This is a genomic window from Pseudomonas sp. SH10-3B (assembly GCF_019891415.1).
GTDB lineage: Bacteria > Pseudomonadota > Gammaproteobacteria > Pseudomonadales > Pseudomonadaceae > Aquipseudomonas.
Map to the genome: position 1 here is coordinate 228,551 of NZ_JAFLXD010000001.1, position 16,203 is coordinate 244,753.

General features: G+C 59.6%; 13 protein-coding genes. 10 read left to right on the top strand and 3 right to left on the bottom strand.

Annotation, left to right across the window (positions count from 1 at the left end; genetic code table 11):
* Positions 1 to 119: 119 nt before the first annotated feature.
* The 10 genes from J1G35_RS01110 to J1G35_RS01155 all read left to right on the top strand — a co-directional run bounded on the left by J1G35_RS01110 (position 120) and on the right by J1G35_RS01155 (position 13,540).
* The gene (locus J1G35_RS01110; RefSeq protein ID WP_053131641.1) at positions 120 to 833 is read left to right on the top strand and encodes an SIMPL domain-containing protein; all 714 of its coding nucleotides are present in this window, start codon (positions 120 to 122) and stop codon (positions 831 to 833) included.
* A gap of 88 nt (positions 834 to 921) precedes the next feature.
* Entirely contained in the window at positions 922 to 2,523 is a 1,602-nt protein-coding gene (locus tag J1G35_RS01115) for an ABC transporter substrate-binding protein (protein ID WP_223012976.1), read from the top strand.
* A gap of 258 nt (positions 2,524 to 2,781) precedes the next feature.
* The gene (locus J1G35_RS01120) at positions 2,782 to 4,410 is read left to right on the top strand and encodes an ABC transporter substrate-binding protein (protein WP_053131645.1); all 1,629 of its coding nucleotides are present in this window, start codon (positions 2,782 to 2,784) and stop codon (positions 4,408 to 4,410) included.
* A 304-nt stretch (positions 4,411 to 4,714) separates the two neighbouring features.
* A complete protein-coding gene (locus tag J1G35_RS01125; RefSeq protein ID WP_223012978.1) occupies positions 4,715 to 6,319 on the top strand; it encodes an ABC transporter substrate-binding protein in 1,605 nt (534 codons plus the stop codon).
* 170 nt (positions 6,320 to 6,489) lie between these two features.
* On the top strand, positions 6,490 to 7,905 hold the full coding sequence (locus tag J1G35_RS01130; protein WP_053131649.1) for an OprD family outer membrane porin: 1,416 nt from the start codon (positions 6,490 to 6,492) through the stop codon (positions 7,903 to 7,905).
* A gap of 80 nt (positions 7,906 to 7,985) precedes the next feature.
* Positions 7,986 to 9,581 carry an ABC transporter substrate-binding protein gene (locus tag J1G35_RS01135; RefSeq protein WP_223012980.1) on the top strand — a complete coding sequence of 532 codons (1,596 nt, stop codon included), beginning with the start codon at positions 7,986 to 7,988 and terminating at the stop codon, positions 9,579 to 9,581.
* A 76-nt stretch (positions 9,582 to 9,657) separates the two neighbouring features.
* A complete protein-coding gene (locus J1G35_RS01140; RefSeq protein WP_003171721.1) occupies positions 9,658 to 10,668 on the top strand; it encodes an ABC transporter permease subunit in 1,011 nt (336 codons plus the stop codon).
* Positions 10,669 to 10,678: 10 nt separating this feature from the next.
* Complete coding sequence (locus J1G35_RS01145; protein ID WP_027604858.1) at positions 10,679 to 11,590, top strand: ABC transporter permease subunit; 912 nt, start codon at positions 10,679 to 10,681, stop codon at positions 11,588 to 11,590.
* A 10-nt stretch (positions 11,591 to 11,600) separates the two neighbouring features.
* Positions 11,601 to 12,569, top strand: a complete 969-nt coding sequence (locus J1G35_RS01150) for an ABC transporter ATP-binding protein (RefSeq protein ID WP_053131654.1) — start codon at positions 11,601 to 11,603, stop codon at positions 12,567 to 12,569.
* Complete coding sequence (locus J1G35_RS01155; RefSeq protein WP_017138288.1) at positions 12,569 to 13,540, top strand: peptide ABC transporter ATP-binding protein; 972 nt, start codon at positions 12,569 to 12,571, stop codon at positions 13,538 to 13,540. Before J1G35_RS01150 ends, J1G35_RS01155 begins: the two co-directional genes overlap by 1 nt.
* Before the next feature lie 104 nt (positions 13,541 to 13,644).
* On the opposite strand, the gene J1G35_RS01160 is transcribed toward J1G35_RS01155, so the two are convergent.
* The 3 genes from J1G35_RS01160 to J1G35_RS01170 all read right to left on the bottom strand — a co-directional run bounded on the left by J1G35_RS01160 (position 13,645) and on the right by J1G35_RS01170 (position 15,976).
* On the bottom strand, positions 13,645 to 13,914 hold the full coding sequence (locus J1G35_RS01160; RefSeq protein ID WP_223012982.1) for a hypothetical protein: 270 nt from the start codon (positions 13,912 to 13,914) through the stop codon (positions 13,645 to 13,647).
* A gap of 98 nt (positions 13,915 to 14,012) precedes the next feature.
* Complete coding sequence (locus tag J1G35_RS01165) at positions 14,013 to 14,258, bottom strand: hypothetical protein (protein WP_053131658.1); 246 nt, start codon at positions 14,256 to 14,258, stop codon at positions 14,013 to 14,015.
* A gap of 134 nt (positions 14,259 to 14,392) precedes the next feature.
* A complete protein-coding gene (locus J1G35_RS01170) occupies positions 14,393 to 15,976 on the bottom strand; it encodes a peptide chain release factor 3 (RefSeq protein WP_053131660.1) in 1,584 nt (527 codons plus the stop codon).
* Between the last annotated feature and the right edge of the window lie 227 nt (positions 15,977 to 16,203).

A 16,203-nucleotide genomic window follows, 5' to 3' on the forward strand; every position in this document is an offset into this window, starting at 1 on the left:
GCAGGCCGGGCAAATGACCGTTCGTCGGCGATTACCCGATGTGTAGCGAATGTGTAAACCCGAAGAACCCGATACCACCGTCTACAGTCATACCGATACGAACACCCTAAGGAGCTTCCATGTCTCGTTTCATCCGCAGTGCCGCCGTTCTCACCCTCAGCGCCAGCGCCCTGGCCAGCCTTCCGGCAATGGCCGCCGATGAGCTGCATTACAACCAGATCTCCCTGCGCGCCGAGGCCAGCCAGGAAGTGGCCCGCGACAAGATGATCGTCACCCTCTACACCGAGTCCCAGAACTCCGACCCGGCCAAGCTCGCGGCCGAAATCACCACCACTTTGAACAAGGCACTGGGCGAGGCTCGTGAAGTCAAAGGCGTGACCCTGCGCCAGGGCAGCCGTAACAGCTACCCGATCTACGACAACAAGAACCAGAAGATCACCGGCTGGCGTGAGCGCGCCGAACTGCGCCTGGAAAGCGCGGACTTCCCGGCGCTGTCCAAACTCACCGGCGAGTTGCTCAATACCCTGAAAATGGAAAACATGGACTTCGCCATCGCCGACACCACGCGCAAAGCCAGCGAAGACGCGCTGCTCAAGGATGCCGTTGCCGCGTTCAAAGCACGCGCACAACTGGCCACCGACGCCCTGGGCGGCAAGGGTTACAAGATCGTCAACTTGAACTTCAACACCAATGGTTATCCACAGCCCTATGCGCGCGGCGGGATGATGATGAAAGCGGCCATGATGGATTCGGCGCCGACGCCAGAGGTGGAAGCCGGTACCAGCCAGGTGACCATGAGTGCCGATGGCGTGATCGAAGTACAGATGCCGTAACCCCCTACCTGACAAACCTGAACGGCGGTAACCTCGGTGGCCGCCGTTTTCGTTTGGGCAGCCTATACCTGCCACTTCAGGGGTCTACATGGACAGAATCGCCTTCAAACCGCTCCTCCTTGCCGCAGGCCTGCTGGCCTTTATGCCGTTGGCCCACGCCGCCAGCACCCTGGTCTACTGCTCCGAAGCCAGCCCCGCCGGTTTTGATCCGAGCCAGTACACCAGCGGCACCGATTTCGATGCGTCCGCCGAAACCGTGTTCAACCGCTTGACCCAGTTCAAGCGTGGCGGCACCGAAGTCGAACCGGGCTTGGCCACGAGCTGGGATGTCTCCAAAGACGGCCAGACCTACACCTTCCATCTGCGCGATGGCGTCAAGTTCCACACCACCGATTTCTTCACGCCGACCCGCGACTTCAACGCGGATGACGTGCTGTTCACCTTCAATCGCCTGCTCGATGCCCAGAGCCCGTTTCGCAAGGCCTACCCTTCCGAGTCGCCATACTTCACCGACATGGGCCTGAACACCACGATCAAGAGCGTCGACAAACTCGACGAACACACCGTGCGTTTCAACCTGAACAACGTCGATGCCTCGTTCGTGCAAAACCTCGCCATGAGCTTCGCCTCGGTCCAGTCCGCCGAATACGCCGCGCAGTTGCTCAAGCAGGGCAAGGCCGAGGACATCAACCAGAAACCGGTAGGCACCGGGCCATTTGTGTTCAAGCGCTACCAGAAGGACTCGCAGATTCGCTACGCGGCCAATAAACAGTATTGGAAACCCGAGGATGTAAAGCTCGACAACCTGGTGTTCGCCATCACCCCGGACGCTGCGTCGCGCCTGCAAAAACTCAAGGCTGGCGAATGCCAGGTCAGCGGCTACCCGCGCCCTTCGGACATTGAAGTAATGAAGCAGGACCCCAATCTGCGCGTGCTGCAACAAGCCGGTTTCAACCTGGGCTTCCTGGCCTACAACGTGACCCACCCACCGCTGGACCAGCTCAAGGTCCGCCAGGCCCTGGACATGGCCATCGACAAGCCGGCGATCATCAAGGCGGTGTACCAGAGCGCCGGGCAATTGGCGCAGAACGCACTGCCACCGGCGCAGTGGTCTTATGACCCCTCCATCAAGGATGCCCCGCACGATCCGACCAAGGCCAAGGCGCTACTAAAAGAAGCAGGGATTGCACCTGGCACCACCATCAACCTGTGGGCGATGACCGTGCAACGTGCCTCCAACCCGAATGCACGTATGTCGGCCCAGATGATCCAGCAGGATTGGGAAAAGATTGGCATCAAGGCCAATATCGTCAGCTATGAGTGGGGCGAGTACATCAAGCGGGCCAAAAATGGCGAGCACGATGCGATGATTTATGGCTGGACCGGCGACAACGGCGACCCGGATAACTGGCTCGGCGTGCTCTACAGTTGTGCTGCGGTGAAGGGCAGCAACTACGCCAAATGGTGTAACCCTGCCTATGACAAGCTGGTGCAACAGGCCAAGGTCAGCAGTGACCGTGAACAGCGCATCAAGTGGTATCAACAGGCACAAAAAATACTTAAGGAACAAGTACCTATAACACCTATTGCAAACTCGACGGTTTTCCAACCGCTGCGCAAGGAAGTGAAGGACTTCAAGATCAGCCCCTTCGGACTGACACCGTTCTACGGCGTGAGTCTAGATAAGTAACAGCAACGCCCCAACCGAGTGCGCCAGACGCCTCGGTTGACCCTTCATGGTGCACTCCATGCACCGAAAAAAACCTATAAATATGCTCAAATATGTCAAAACTTTCATAATTGCGACATTCCTGTACGTTCGTACCACTCTTTCAGTCTTGCAACGGTTCAGCATCTTGCAATGGGTATGGCGCCTGCATAAGTATCCGCAGGCCGACTCACGAGGTCGCCCTCACCACCAAAAATGACAACAAATCATGAGGCCAACATGCTTAAACACGCAGTCCTTCCGTTATTAGTGAGCGCTGGCCTTATGGCCGCGGCCCCTTTCGCCCAAGCGGCGACTAACCTGGTGTTTTGCTCCGAAGGGAGCCCGGCCGGTTTCGACCCAGGCCAGTACACCACCGGAACAGACTTCGATGCCTCGGCCGAAACCATGTTCAACCGTCTGAGCCAGTTCGAACGAGGCGGCACCGCCGTTGTTCCTGGCCTGGCCACCAGCTGGGACGTGTCCCCGGATGGCCTGACCTACACCTTCCACCTGCGCGAAGGCGTCAAGTTCCACACCACCCCGTACTTCAAGCCCACTCGTGAATTCTCGGCTGACGACGTACTGTTCACCTTCAACCGGATGATCAACAAAGACGATCCATTCCGTAAGGCCTACCCCACTGAGTTCCCGTACTTCACGGACATGGGGATGGACACCAACATCAAGAACATCGAGAAGGTCGATGCCCACACCGTCAAGTTCACCCTTGGCACCGTGGACGCCGCTTTCATCCAGAACCTGGCGATGAGCTTCGCGTCGATCCAGTCGGCCGAATACGCCGCGCAGCTGTTGAAAAACGGCACGCCCCAGGACATCAACCAGAAGCCGGTCGGTACTGGCCCGTTCGTGTTCAAGAGCTACCAGAAAGACTCGAACATTCGCTACACCGGCAACAAGGATTACTGGAAACCTGAAGACGTGAAGATCGATAACCTGATCTTCGCCATCACCACCGACCCGTCGGTGCGTATCCAGAAGCTCAAGAAAAACGAATGCCAGATCACCCTGTTCCCACGCCCGGCCGACCTGAAGGCGCTGGGTGAAGACAAGGACCTGAAACTGCCGCACCAAGCCGGTTTCAACCTCGGCTATGTCGCCTACAACGTCATGGACAAGATCAAGGGCAGCGACCAGCCAAACCCGCTGGCTGACCTGCGCGTACGCCAGGCGCTGGACATGTCGGTGAACAAGCAGCAGATCATCGACTCCGTCTACCAGGGCGCGGGTCAACTGGCCGTCAACGCCATGCCGCCAACCCAATGGTCCTACGACACCACCATCAAGGACGCCAAGTACGATCCCGAGAAAGCCAAGGCGCTGCTCAAGGAAGCGGGCGTCAAGGAAGGTACCGAGATCGTCCTGTGGGCCATGCCGGTTCAGCGTCCGTACAACCCGAACGCCAAGCTGATGGCCGAAATGCTGCAAAACGACTGGTCCAAGATCGGTCTGAAGGTCAAGATCACCAGCTATGAATGGGGCGAGTACATCAAGCGCTCCAAAGGCGGCGAGAACCAGGCCATGATCATTGGCTGGAGCGGCGACAATGGGGACCCGGACAACTGGCTGAACGTGCTGTTCGGCTGTGATTCCCTGGCCGGCAACAACTTCTCCAAGTGGTGCGACAAGAAATTCGACGGCGTCGTGAAAGAAGCCAAGGCAACGTCGGACGTCGCCAAACGCACCGAGCTGTATAAGCAGGCGCAACATATCCTCAAAGATGCAGTCCCGATGACACCTATCGCGCACTCGACGGTGTATCAACCCATGCGCAACACCGTACAGGACTTCAAGATCAGCCCGTTTGGCCTGAACTCCTTCTACGGCGTGAGCGTAAGCGGCAAGTAAGACTCAATGACGGCGACGTTTCCTAACGTCGCCGTTATTGCATCCGCCTGGACCGTAGGAAATAGACCACGCTAGCAATCGCCGCGTCCTACAGCTGCGAACTGCGACAAGCAGCTCTTTTGCCTACAAGGTCAGTCCGATTTGGCGCATTTACTGCGAAGTCCGCGACCCATAACGTCGTAGGACAGCGGAGGCTCCAACTTGGGAAGGGCACTTGCTGTGTGTGGGATCAGTGATGTCGCCCAGGCCTTGCGCCTGGGTGATTGCTCGCTGATGACAACTACAAACAAGGATCGGGATCGTTATGCGCCATACCACCGTTCTATCCGCAGTCTTTGGCACCAGCCTGTTGGCCATGGCCACCATGGGCCACGCCGCCGACAAGAAGAGCCTGGTGTTCTGCTCCGAAGGCAGCCCCGCGGGCTTTGACACCGCGCAGTACACCACCGCCACCGATAACGATGCGGCCGAGCCGCTGTACAACCGACTGGTCGAGTTTGAAAAAGGCGAGACTAACGTCGTGCCTGGGTTGGCGACCAAGTGGGATATTTCCGAAGACGGCCTGACCTACACCTTCCACCTGCGTGAAGGGGTGAAATTCCACAGCAACAAGGAATTCAAGCCGACGCGCGACTTCAACGCCGACGACGTGCTGTTCACCTTCAACCGCATGCTTGACCCCGACCACCCGTTTCGCAAGGCCTACCCCACCGAGTTTCCGTACTTCAACGGGATGAGCCTGAACAAGAACATCGCCAAGGTCGAGAAAACCGATCCGCACACCGTGGTGATGACGCTGAACTCGGTCGACGCTGCGTTCGTGCAGAACATCGCCATGAGCTTTGCCGCCATCCTGTCGGCCGAATACGCCGAGCAGTTGCTCAAGGAAGGCAAGCCCAGCGACATCAACCAGAAGCCGATCGGCACTGGCCCCTTTGTCTTCCAGCGCTACCAGAAAGACTCGCAGATCCGCTATGTGGGCAACAAACAGTACTGGGACCCGAGCAAGGTCAAGCTGGACCAGCTGATTTTTGCCATCAACACCGACGCTTCGGTGCGCGTGCAAAAACTCAAGGCCGGCGAATGCCAGGTCACCCTGCATCCGCGCCCGGCCGACGTCGACGCGCTCAAGGCCGACCCGAAGCTGCAACTGCTGACCAAGCCCGGCTTCAACCTCGGCTACATCGCCTACAACGTGCGCCACAAGCCATTCGACCAGCTCGAAGTGCGCCAGGCGCTGGACATGGCGGTGAACAAGCAGAGCATCCTCAACGCCGTGTACCAAGGCGCGGGGCAGTTGGCAGTCAATGCCATGCCGCCGACCCAGTGGTCCTACGACGACACCATCAAGGACGCCGCCTACAACCCGGAAAAAGCCAAGGAACTGCTCAAGGCTGCCGGCGTGAAGGAAGGCACCGAGATCACCCTGTGGGCGATGCCGGTGCAACGGCCGTACAACCCCAACGCCAAGCTGATGGCCGAGATGCTGCAAAGCGACTGGGCCAAGATCGGCCTGAAGGTCAAGATCGTCAGCTACGAGTGGGGCGAGTACATCAAGCGCACCAAGAACGGTGAGCACGATGTCAGCCTGATCGGCTGGACCGGCGACAACGGTGACCCGGACAACTGGCTGGGTACCCTCTACAGCTGCGACGCCATCGGCGGGAACAACTACTCCATGTGGTGTGACCCGGCGTACGACAAGCTGATCAAGCAAGCCAAGGTCGTGACCGACCGAGAACAACGGACTGTTCTGTACAAACAGGCGCAGCAACTGCTCAAGCAGCAGGTGCCGATCACGCCAGTCGCCCACTCGACGGTCAACCAGCCGTTAAGCGCCAAAGTCGAAGACTTCAAAGTAAGCCCCTTCGGCCGCAACGTATTCTCGGGCGTCAGTATTACCCCATAAGAAAATAACCGGATTGCAGAGAGCGAAGTTGGCTCTCTCGCAAACACGCAGCCTTTTGTTGGGATTTTTCCTACAGCAAACGTTTGCAACCGCTTGAATGAGTTACACACCCAATAGTCGGATCACCAAAAAAGACCGGCATTAAAAAGAGAACCAAAGGAGCTTCACCCATGAAACTGAGCAACAAAGCGCTTCTGGCCCTGGCCATCAGCACCATCACGGCCACCGCCTACGCTGAAACCGCCAGCCAGGACTTCGTTCCAACCACACTGGCCGGCGCCAGCGCCCAAAGCGAGGCCAAGGGCTTTATTGATGGTCAAAGCCTGGGCGGCACGACCCGTAACTGGTACTCCAACGAAATGAAATTTCGTGGCCAGAAGTTCGGTTATTACAAAAATGAAGCCGATAAAGCCAATGATGTAACCACCAGGGTTTCCCGCCGCTACAACTGGGCCCAAGGCACCATCCTCAACTACACCTCGGGCTTCACCCAAGGCACGGTTGGCGTGAGTACCGAAGTCGCCGCTTACAACTACATTGCGCTCGACCGGGACCAAAAAGACATCGCCGGCGGCTCCAACCGTACCCTGGCTCACTCCTTCGGTGACGCTGTAGGCCAGTGGAGCAAGCTGGGCTTGGCTAACGTCAAATTCCGCGTGTCCAACACAACCTTGACCGCCGGTCGCCAGAACTTCAGCAGCGGAATCGTCGACACCATCGGCAACCGTGCCCTGCCTTCGAGCTTCGAAGGTGTGAGCTTCAACAGCGAAGAGTTCAGCAACCTGTCGTTCCAGGGCGGCATCTTCGATCGCGTTTCGCCGCGTACCGAACAAAGCCTGTCGAAATTCCGTTCCGAGTACGGCAATGGCCAGGAAACCGACAAGGTCAAAACCCTGGGCTTCAACTACCAGCCGTTCAAGAGCCTGAAAACCAGCGTATTCGCCGCTAACGTCGAAGACTTCTGGAACCAGTACTACTTCGGTGCCACCCACGAATTGGGTGATGCACAGACCCTGGCACTGACCACCGGCCTGAACTACTACAAAACCACCGACACCGGCAGCAAGAAGATGGGCAACATCGACAACGACACATACTCGTTGTCCCTGGGGCTGACCCACCAGGCCCATAGCCTGACCTTCTCGTACCAGGAAGTTAACGGTGACGAGTACTTCGACTACCTGCACGAAACCAACGGCATCTACCTGGCCAACTCCCTGACTTCTGACTTCAACAGCCCGAACGAGAAGTCCTTCCAGGTCGCCTACGCCATCAACATGGCCGAATACGGCGTGCCAGGCCTGAAGTTCAACGTCTACTCGGCCCGCGGCTGGGGCATCGACGGTACTCACTACAACGGTACCGCCTACGGTGAAGCCGGCGCTTCGCGTAGCGACCTGCGCTTGATGGACGGCGAGAAACACCAGGAATACGGCGTTGGCACCTCCTACGCGATTCAGAGCGGCCCACTCAAGGCCACCACCATTCGTGGCACCTACGTGACTCACCGCGCCAGCGCACAACAGGCTGACGGCAACATCAAAGAGTTCCGCCTGGTCACCACCATCCCGTTCAACATTCTTTAATTAGCGCCAGGTAGACGGCGGGCTCAGGACGAGCCCGCCGTCTACGCTTGTCTGGTCCCATCGATTGCAGAGGGCTCTGAATGAAAATGCTCCCGCTACAAGCTGCTGTTGCCGCTGCGCTGTTAAGCGTGGCTATCGGCGTATCGGCCAAACCCCTGGTGGTCTGCACAGAAGCCAGCCCGGAGGGTTTCGACCCGGTCCTGTACACCACCGCCGTCACCGCCGATGCCGCGGCTGAAACCATGTTCAACCGTTTGGTGGACTTCAAGCCCGGCACCACTGAAATCGTGCCAGCGCTCGCCACCTCCTGGGAAATCAGTGACGACGGCCTGACCTACACCTTTCACCTGCGCGACGACGTCAAGTTCCACACCACCGACTACTTCAAACCCACGCGCAACATGAATGCCGACGACGTGCTCTGGAGCTTCCAGCGCCAGCTGGACCCAAAACACCCATGGCACAACAAGTCCAACGTGGGCTACCCGTACTTTGAAAGCATGGGCTTCAAGGAACTGCTCAAGAGCGTAGAGAAGACCGATGACCATACCGTGGTCTTCACCCTGACCCGCCCTGAGGCACCGTTCCTGGCCGATGTAGCGATGCCGTTTACCGCCATCCACTCCGCCGAGTACGCCGACAAGCTACTCGCCGCCGGCAAGACCGAAGAGCTCAACAGCAAGCCGATCGGCACCGGCCCGTTCATTTTCACGCGCTACCAGAAGGACGCCCAGGTGCGCTTCAAGGCCAACCCGGAGTACTTCCGTGGCAAGCCTCCGGCCGATCCGTTGATCCTGGCCATTGCAGTCGACAACAACGTGCGCCTGCAGAAGCTCAAGGCCAACGAATGCCAGATCGCGCTGTATCCCAAGCCCGATGACCTTCCCAGCATCAAGAAAGACCCGAACCTGAAGGTCGCGGAACTGGCAGCGATGACCACCGCCTACACCGCCCTGAACACCACCCACAAGTACATGAGCGACGCGCGGGTGCGTCACGCGATCAACATCGCGTTCGACAAGAAAGGCTACAACGAATCCCTGTACGGCAAAGGCAACGCCGTCGATGCCACCGGCCCGTATCCGCCGACCCTGCTGGGCTTCAACGACAAGCTGAAAAACCCTGAGCGCGACCTGGACAAGGCCCGTGCCCTGCTCAAGGAAGCCGGCGTACCGGAAGGCACCGAGTTCACCCTGTTCACCCGTAACGGCGGCGGCCCGACCAACCCGAACCCAATGCTCGGCGCCCAGCGCATGCAGGCGGATCTGGCGCAGATCGGCCTGAAGGTCAATATCAAGGTCATGGAATGGGGCGAAATGCTCAAGCGCGCCAAAGCCGGCGAGCACGACATGGTTTCTGCCGGTTGGGCCGGTGATAACGGCGACCCGGATAACTTCCTCACACCGAACCTGAGTTGCGATGCAGCGAAAAACGGCGAAAACTACGCGCGCTGGTGTAACAAAGAGTTTCAGGACTTGATCGATAAGGCCCGCGCCGACGCTGAACCCCAGCAGCGGGCTGCACTCTATCAACAAGCACTGGACGTTTTCGATAAGGACCAACCATGGATTCCCATGGCTTACCCGAAAATGTTCACCGCCATGCGCAAGAACGTCGAGGGTTTTACCCAAAGCCCTCTGACCACAAATAACTTCGCCACTACCCAGGTGAAGTAAATAAGAGAAACGCTCGGCGCCGCCCACCAGGACGGCGCCGAACCTGCCTAACCGGCTGATTGAGGTACACAACAAGATGTTTAGTTTTATTGCCCGCCGACTGGGGTTATTGATCCCCACGTTTTTCGGCATCACGTTGCTGACGTTTGCGTTGATTCGCATGATCCCCGGCGACCCCGTCGAAGTCATGATGGGCGAACGACGAGTCGACCCCGAGATGCACGCACAGGCAATGGAACGCCTTGGCCTTAACAAGCCGTTGTATGCGCAATACCTGGACTACGTCGGCAAGCTCGCCCAAGGCGACCTTGGCGAATCGCTGCGTACCCGTACCAGCGTGTGGACCGAGTTCACCGCCCTCTTCCCGGCGACCCTGGAACTGTCCATGGCCGCCCTGTTGTTCGCCGGCATCCTTGGCCTGTTGGCCGGGGTGATCGCGGCACTCAAGCGAGGATCCCTGTTCGACCACGGGGTGATGGGCATCTCCCTGGCGGGATATTCGATGCCGATCTTCTGGTGGGGCCTGATCCTGATCATGTTCTTCTCCGTGAGCCTGGGCTGGACGCCAGTGTCGGGACGGATCGACCTGCTCTACGACATCGAGCCGCGCACCGGCTTCATGCTGATCGACACACTGCTGGCTGACGAGCCGGACGCATTCTGGGATGCGCTGCACCACCTGATCCTGCCGGCCATCGTGCTCGGTACCATTCCGCTGGCCGTTATCGCCCGGATGACCCGTTCGTCGATGCTTGAAGTATTGCGCGAAGACTACATCCGCACCGCCAAGGCCAAAGGCCTGTCGCCGGCGCGCGTGGTGTTCGTCCATGGTCTGCGTAACGCCTTGATCCCGGTACTCACCGTGGTCGGCCTGCAAGTCGGCACCCTGCTGGCCGGTGCGGTCCTGACCGAAACCATCTTCTCGTGGCCCGGCATCGGCAAATGGCTGATCGAAGCCATTGGCGCGCGGGACTACCCGGTGGTGCAAAACGGCATCCTGCTGATCGCCTGTCTGGTGATCCTGGTGAACTTCGTGGTGGACATCCTCTACGGCTTCGCCAATCCCCGCATCCGTCACCAGCGCTGAGATCATGACCATGACCACACCTACTCAAGTGTCAGCAGTCGATCAAAGCCTGCTGTACCCGTCCCCGTACAAAGAATTCTGGCAAGCCTTCTCCAAGAACAAAGGCGCGGTTGCCGGCCTGCTGTTCATGTTGCTGATCGTGTTCTGCGCAATCTTCGCGCCCTGGGTGGCACCGCATAACCCCAGCGAGCAATACCGCGACTTCCTGCTCACCCCGCCGTCGTGGCTGGAAGGCGGGCAGATCCAGTTCCTGCTCGGCACCGATGAGCTGGGCCGCGACCTGCTCTCGCGCCTGATCCAGGGCTCGCGCCTCTCGTTGCTGATCGGCTTGTCGTCGGTAGTGATGTCGCTGATCCCGGGCATCCTGCTGGGCCTGTTTGCCGGGTTCTTCCCGCGCTTGCTCGGCCCGACCATCATGCGCCTGATGGACATCATGCTGGCCCTGCCCTCGCTGCTGCTGGCGGTTGCCATTGTCGCGATCCTCGGCCCTGGCCTGATCAACACCGTGATCGCCATCGCTATCGTCTCGCTGCCGTCCTATGTACGTCTGACCCGCGCTGCGGTGATGGGCGAACTGAACCGTGACTACGTGACTGCCGCGCGCCTCGCCGGTGCCGGCCTGCCCCGCCTGATGTTCATCACCGTGCTGCCTAACTGCATGGCACCGCTGATCGTTCAGGCCACCCTGAGTTTCTCTTCGGCGATCCTCGATGCCGCCGCCCTGGGCTTCCTGGGCCTTGGCGTACAACCGCCAACGCCTGAGTGGGGCACCATGCTGGCTTCGGCCCGTGACTACATCGAACGCGCCTGGTGGGTAGTGAGCTTGCCTGGTTTGACCATTTTGCTCAGCGTGCTGGCAATCAACTTGATGGGTGACGGCCTGCGCGATGCGCTGGACCCGAAACTCAAGAACGCCGCCTGAGGAGATTCCCATGTCACTGTTAGAAATCAAGAATCTCAACGTCCGCTTCGGCGACAAGACCGCCGTGCCGGTGGTCGATGGCCTCGACATCTCTGTCGACAAAGGCGAAGTCCTGGCGATCGTTGGCGAGTCGGGCTCGGGTAAATCCGTGACCATGATGGCGCTGATGGGCCTGATCGAGCACCCCGGCATCGTCACCGCCGACGCCCTGAACTTCGACGGCAAGGACATGCTCAAGCTGAGCAATCGCCAGCGCCGCCAGATCGTCGGCAAAGACCTGGCGATGGTGTTCCAGGACCCGATGACCGCGCTGAACCCCAGCTACACCGTGGGGTTCCAGATTGAAGAAGTGCTGCGCCTGCACCTGAAGATGTCCGGCAAGCAAGCGCGTAAACGGGCCATCGAACTGCTGGAAAAAGTCGAGATCCCGGGCGCGGCCAGCCGTATGGACGCCTACCCGCACCAGTTGTCCGGCGGTATGAGCCAGCGTGTGGCCATCGCCATGGCGATTGCCGGCGAGCCGAAACTGCTGATCGCGGATGAGCCGACCACCGCGTTGGACGTGACCATCCAGGCGCAGATCATGGAACTGCTGCTGGCCCTGCAGAAAGAGCAGAACATGGGCCTGGTGCTGATCACCCATGACCTCGCGGTCGTGGCAGAAACCGCCCAGCGCGTGTGCGTGATGTACGCCGGCCAAGCCGTCGAAGTCGGCCAGGTGCCGCAGTTGTTCGATATCCCGGCGCACCCGTACAGCGAAGCGCTGCTCAAGGCGATCCCCGAGCACAGCCTCGGCGCCACGCGCCTGGCCACGCTGCCGGGTATCGTGCCCGGCCGCTATGACCGCCCGCAGGGCTGCCTGCTGTCGCCGCGCTGCCCGTATGTGCAGGAAAGCTGCCGCCAGACCCGCCCCGGTCTTGACCCTAAATCCAACAGCCTCGCGCGCTGCTTCTACCCCTTGAACCAGGAGGTGGCGTAATGGCCGTCGTTCTTACCGCCCGCGACCTGACCCGTCACTACGAAGTGTCCCGTGGCCTGTTCAAGGGCCATGCGCTGGTACGCGCGCTTAATGGTGTGTCGTTTGAACTGGAAGCCGGCAAGACCCTCGCGGTGGTAGGCGAGTCGGGTTGCGGCAAATCCACCCTGGCGCGTGCGCTGACGCTGATTGAAGAGCCCTCTTCAGGCTCGCTGAAAATCGCCGGCCAGGAAGTCGCCGGCGCCGACAAGGCCCAGCGCAAGCAACTGCGCAAAGACGTGCAGATGGTGTTCCAGAGCCCGTACGCGTCGTTGAACCCACGCCAGAAGGTCGGTGATCAACTGGGCGAACCGCTGTTGATCAACACCAACCTGTCCGCCGCCGAACGCCGCGAGAAAGTGCAGGCGATGATGAAGCAAGTGGGCCTGCGCCCCGAGCATTATCAGCGCTACCCGCATATGTTCTCCGGTGGCCAACGCCAGCGCATCGCCTTGGCTCGGGCAATGATGCTGCAACCGAAAGTGCTGGTAGCGGATGAACCGACCTCGGCCCTCGACGTATCGATCCAGGCCCAGGTGCTCAACCTGTTCATGGACCTGCAGCAGGAATTCAACACCGCCTACGTGTTCATCTCCCACAACCTGGCAGTGGTGCAGCACGTTGCCGACGACGTGATGGTGATGTACCTCGGCCGCCCGGTGGAAGTGGGCCCAAAGGAAGACATCTACGCCCGCCCCTTGCACCCGTACACCCAGGCGCTGCTGTCGGCCACCCCGACCATTCATCCGGATCCGAACAAACCGAAGATCAAAATCGTTGGCGAGTTGCCCAACCCACTGAACCCGCCGCCGGGCTGTGCTTTCCACAAGCGCTGCCCGTACGCGACAGCGCGTTGCAGCAGCGAGGAGCCGCAGTTGCGGGCGTTGGATAACCGTCAGGTGGCTTGCCACTACGCGGAGCAATTCGTGGCCTGAAACCCTGGCCCGTAGAAATGTGTAAGAAGTGATACAGCGTTCTACAGCCCTTCCCGTCAGGTTGCGCATCAGCCTGGCGGGAGGGGCTTTCTTTTGGCGGGAACCTACGTCTGGCTGTCACCATCATCGTCGTCCGGATCGTCGCTGTCCGGTTCGTGAGTGGTGGAATCATCGTCATCCTTGCTGCCGCCCTGGTCCTGATCGCCCGGCTCAGCCTCGGACTTGGCGAGTTGCAGGGACTTGCCCTGCTCGCTCTGCACTGCCGACAAGCCCGTCGGGCTCTGCACCGGGTTATGCGCCCAGGCCGCCGACATGCCCAACGACATCAGCACCAGCACTTTTATCAACAGCACTACTCGCTGAAAAATACTCATGGTCGATTTCCGTCCCGTCAGTAGGTGAATCCAGCACGACAGCGATTTACCGTCGCCAGTCCTTGAAGCTAGTTGTGATACAGGGTTTGCGCCAGCTATCAGGTGTCACCGTCATCATAGGTTTCGCTGTCCTCCCCTTCGTTGTAGGGGTTTTCTGCATCCTCCTTGGGCGCGGGCTGGGCCTGGGGCTGCCAACTGCCGGAGTTGACCTCGTTCTGTTTTTTCTTGGTAACCGGGCCGGTGTCTTTCCACTGCGGCGCCCCTGCGCCCGCCAGGGCTGGAAGGGCCGTCAGCGCTAGGGCGGCCAGCAACACAAGGGGGATGGCGCGTTGAGTATTTCGCACGATTGTCTCCTTTACAGTCGGTGGGTAAACGCTAGACCCGATGCAGGGTTATCGCCAATCCCATGCCTGGTGGAGACAAAAAATATGGGAGGGGGCAAGCCCCCTCCCATATTTTGTTTTGCGGCGCTCGGACCTTAGTGGTGCTCGCGGGTCGCGCGGAATTTCACATCCGGCCAGCGCTCTTCCATCAACGCCAGGTTGACCCGGGTCGGGGCCAGGTAGGTCAGGTGACCACCACCATCGACCGCAAGATTTTCCACAGCCTTGTTGGAGAACTCTTCCAACTTCTTCTTATCGCTGCAATCGATCCAGCGCGCGGAATACACGGTGATCGGCTCGTAGGAGCATTCGACCTTGTATTCCTCTTTCAAGCGGCTGGCGACCACATCGAACTGCAGCACGCCGACGGCGCCGAGGATGATGTCGTTGCTGCGCTCGGGGAAGAACACCTGGGTAGCGCCTTCTTCCGCCAGCTGCTGCAGGCCTTGGCGCAGTTGCTTGGATTTCAGCGGGTCACGCAGGCGCACGCGGCGGAACAGTTCCGGGGCGAAGTGCGGGATACCGGTGAAGCCCAGCGCTTCGCCTTCGGTGAAGGTGTCGCCGATCTGGATGGTGCCGTGGTTATGCAGGCCGATGATGTCGCCGGCGTAGGCTTCTTCGAGCTGTTCACGCTCGGAGGAGAAGAACGTCAGGGCGTCGCCGATGCGCACGTCCTTGCCGGTGCGCACGTGGCGCATCTTCATGCCTTTTTCGTATTTGCCGGAGCAGATACGCATAAAGGCGATACGGTCGCGGTGCTTGGGGTCCATGTTCGCCTGGATCTTGAACACGAAGCCGGTGAATTTCTCTTCAACAGGCTCGACAGTACGCTCGTTGGCAACGCGGGCCAGAGGCTTCGGCGCCCAGTTCACGACAGCGTCGAGCACATGGTCGACGCCGAAGTTGCCCAGGGCGGTGCCGAAGAACACCGGGGTCAGCTGGCCGTCGAGGAATTCCTGCTGGTTGAACTCGTGGCAGGCGCCCTGTACCAGTTCCAACTGGTCGACAAAGCGGTCGTACTCATCACCCAGGTGGGCGCGGGCTTCGTCGGAGTCGAGCTTCTCGATGATTTTCACATCGGTACGTTCGTGACCGTGGCCGGCGGTGTAGACAATGATGTAGTCGTCGGCCAGGTGGTACACGCCCTTGAAGTCGCGGTAGCAACCGATCGGCCAGGTGATCGGCGCGGCCTTGATCTTCAGGACGGCTTCGATTTCATCCAACAACTCGATCGGGTCGCGGATGTCGCGGTCGAGTTTGTTGATGAAGCTGACGATCGGCGTGTCGCGCAGGCGGCAGACGTCCATCAGCGCGATGGTACGTGGCTCGACGCCCTTACCGCCGTCGAGGACCATCAGTGCCGAGTCCACCGCAGTCAGGGTGCGGTAGGTGTCTTCGGAGAAGTCTTCGTGGCCCGGGGTGTCGAGCAGGTTGACCATGTGGTCGCGATACGGGAACTGCATGACCGACGTGGTAATGGAAATACCCCGTTGTTTTTCCATTTCCATCCAGTCGGAGGTGGCATGGCGGTCGGATTTGCGGGATTTCACCGTGCCGGCCACTGCGATCGCCTTGCCCATCAGCAGGAGCTTCTCGGTGATGGTGGTTTTACCGGCATCGGGGTGGGAAATAATGGCGAAAGTGCGGCGTTTCGCGACTTCGGCGGCCTGGTGGGTCATGGGAAATCGCCTGGCAGGTGAGTCAAAAAAGGGCGGCGAGTATAGCGCAAACCGGGAGTGACGGACCACCGTTCACCCCATTGGGGGTGGCTAAATGCTGCCAAGTATGGAACCTTTTAAAAGGTAGAGACGTCCACTCCCCTGCTACCGCACTCGTAACAGGGGCTGATAAATCAGCAAGTTAGCCTGACGAGGCTGCGCTCATGGCTCGATTTGATACCGCGTTG

Excerpts from the sequence above, each read along its gene's own strand:
- J1G35_RS01170 (WP_053131660.1), bottom strand. The coding sequence starts at position 15,976 with ATGACCCACCAGGCCGCCGAAGTCGCGAAACGCCGCACTTTCGCCATT.
- J1G35_RS01110 (WP_053131641.1), top strand. The coding sequence starts at position 120 with ATGTCTCGTTTCATCCGCAGTGCCGCCGTTCTCACCCTCAGCGCCAGC.
- J1G35_RS01155 (WP_017138288.1), top strand. The coding sequence starts at position 12,569 with ATGGCCGTCGTTCTTACCGCCCGCGACCTGACCCGTCACTACGAAGTG.
- J1G35_RS01145 (WP_027604858.1), top strand. The coding sequence starts at position 10,679 with ATGACCACACCTACTCAAGTGTCAGCAGTCGATCAAAGCCTGCTGTAC.
- J1G35_RS01130 (WP_053131649.1), top strand. The coding sequence starts at position 6,490 with ATGAAACTGAGCAACAAAGCGCTTCTGGCCCTGGCCATCAGCACCATC.
- J1G35_RS01140 (WP_003171721.1), top strand. The coding sequence starts at position 9,658 with ATGTTTAGTTTTATTGCCCGCCGACTGGGGTTATTGATCCCCACGTTT.
- J1G35_RS01135 (WP_223012980.1), top strand. The coding sequence starts at position 7,986 with ATGAAAATGCTCCCGCTACAAGCTGCTGTTGCCGCTGCGCTGTTAAGC.
- J1G35_RS01125 (WP_223012978.1), top strand. The coding sequence starts at position 4,715 with ATGCGCCATACCACCGTTCTATCCGCAGTCTTTGGCACCAGCCTGTTG.
- J1G35_RS01160 (WP_223012982.1), bottom strand. The coding sequence starts at position 13,914 with ATGAGTATTTTTCAGCGAGTAGTGCTGTTGATAAAAGTGCTGGTGCTG.
- J1G35_RS01120 (WP_053131645.1), top strand. The coding sequence starts at position 2,782 with ATGCTTAAACACGCAGTCCTTCCGTTATTAGTGAGCGCTGGCCTTATG.
- J1G35_RS01150 (WP_053131654.1), top strand. The coding sequence starts at position 11,601 with ATGTCACTGTTAGAAATCAAGAATCTCAACGTCCGCTTCGGCGACAAG.
- J1G35_RS01115 (WP_223012976.1), top strand. The coding sequence starts at position 922 with ATGGACAGAATCGCCTTCAAACCGCTCCTCCTTGCCGCAGGCCTGCTG.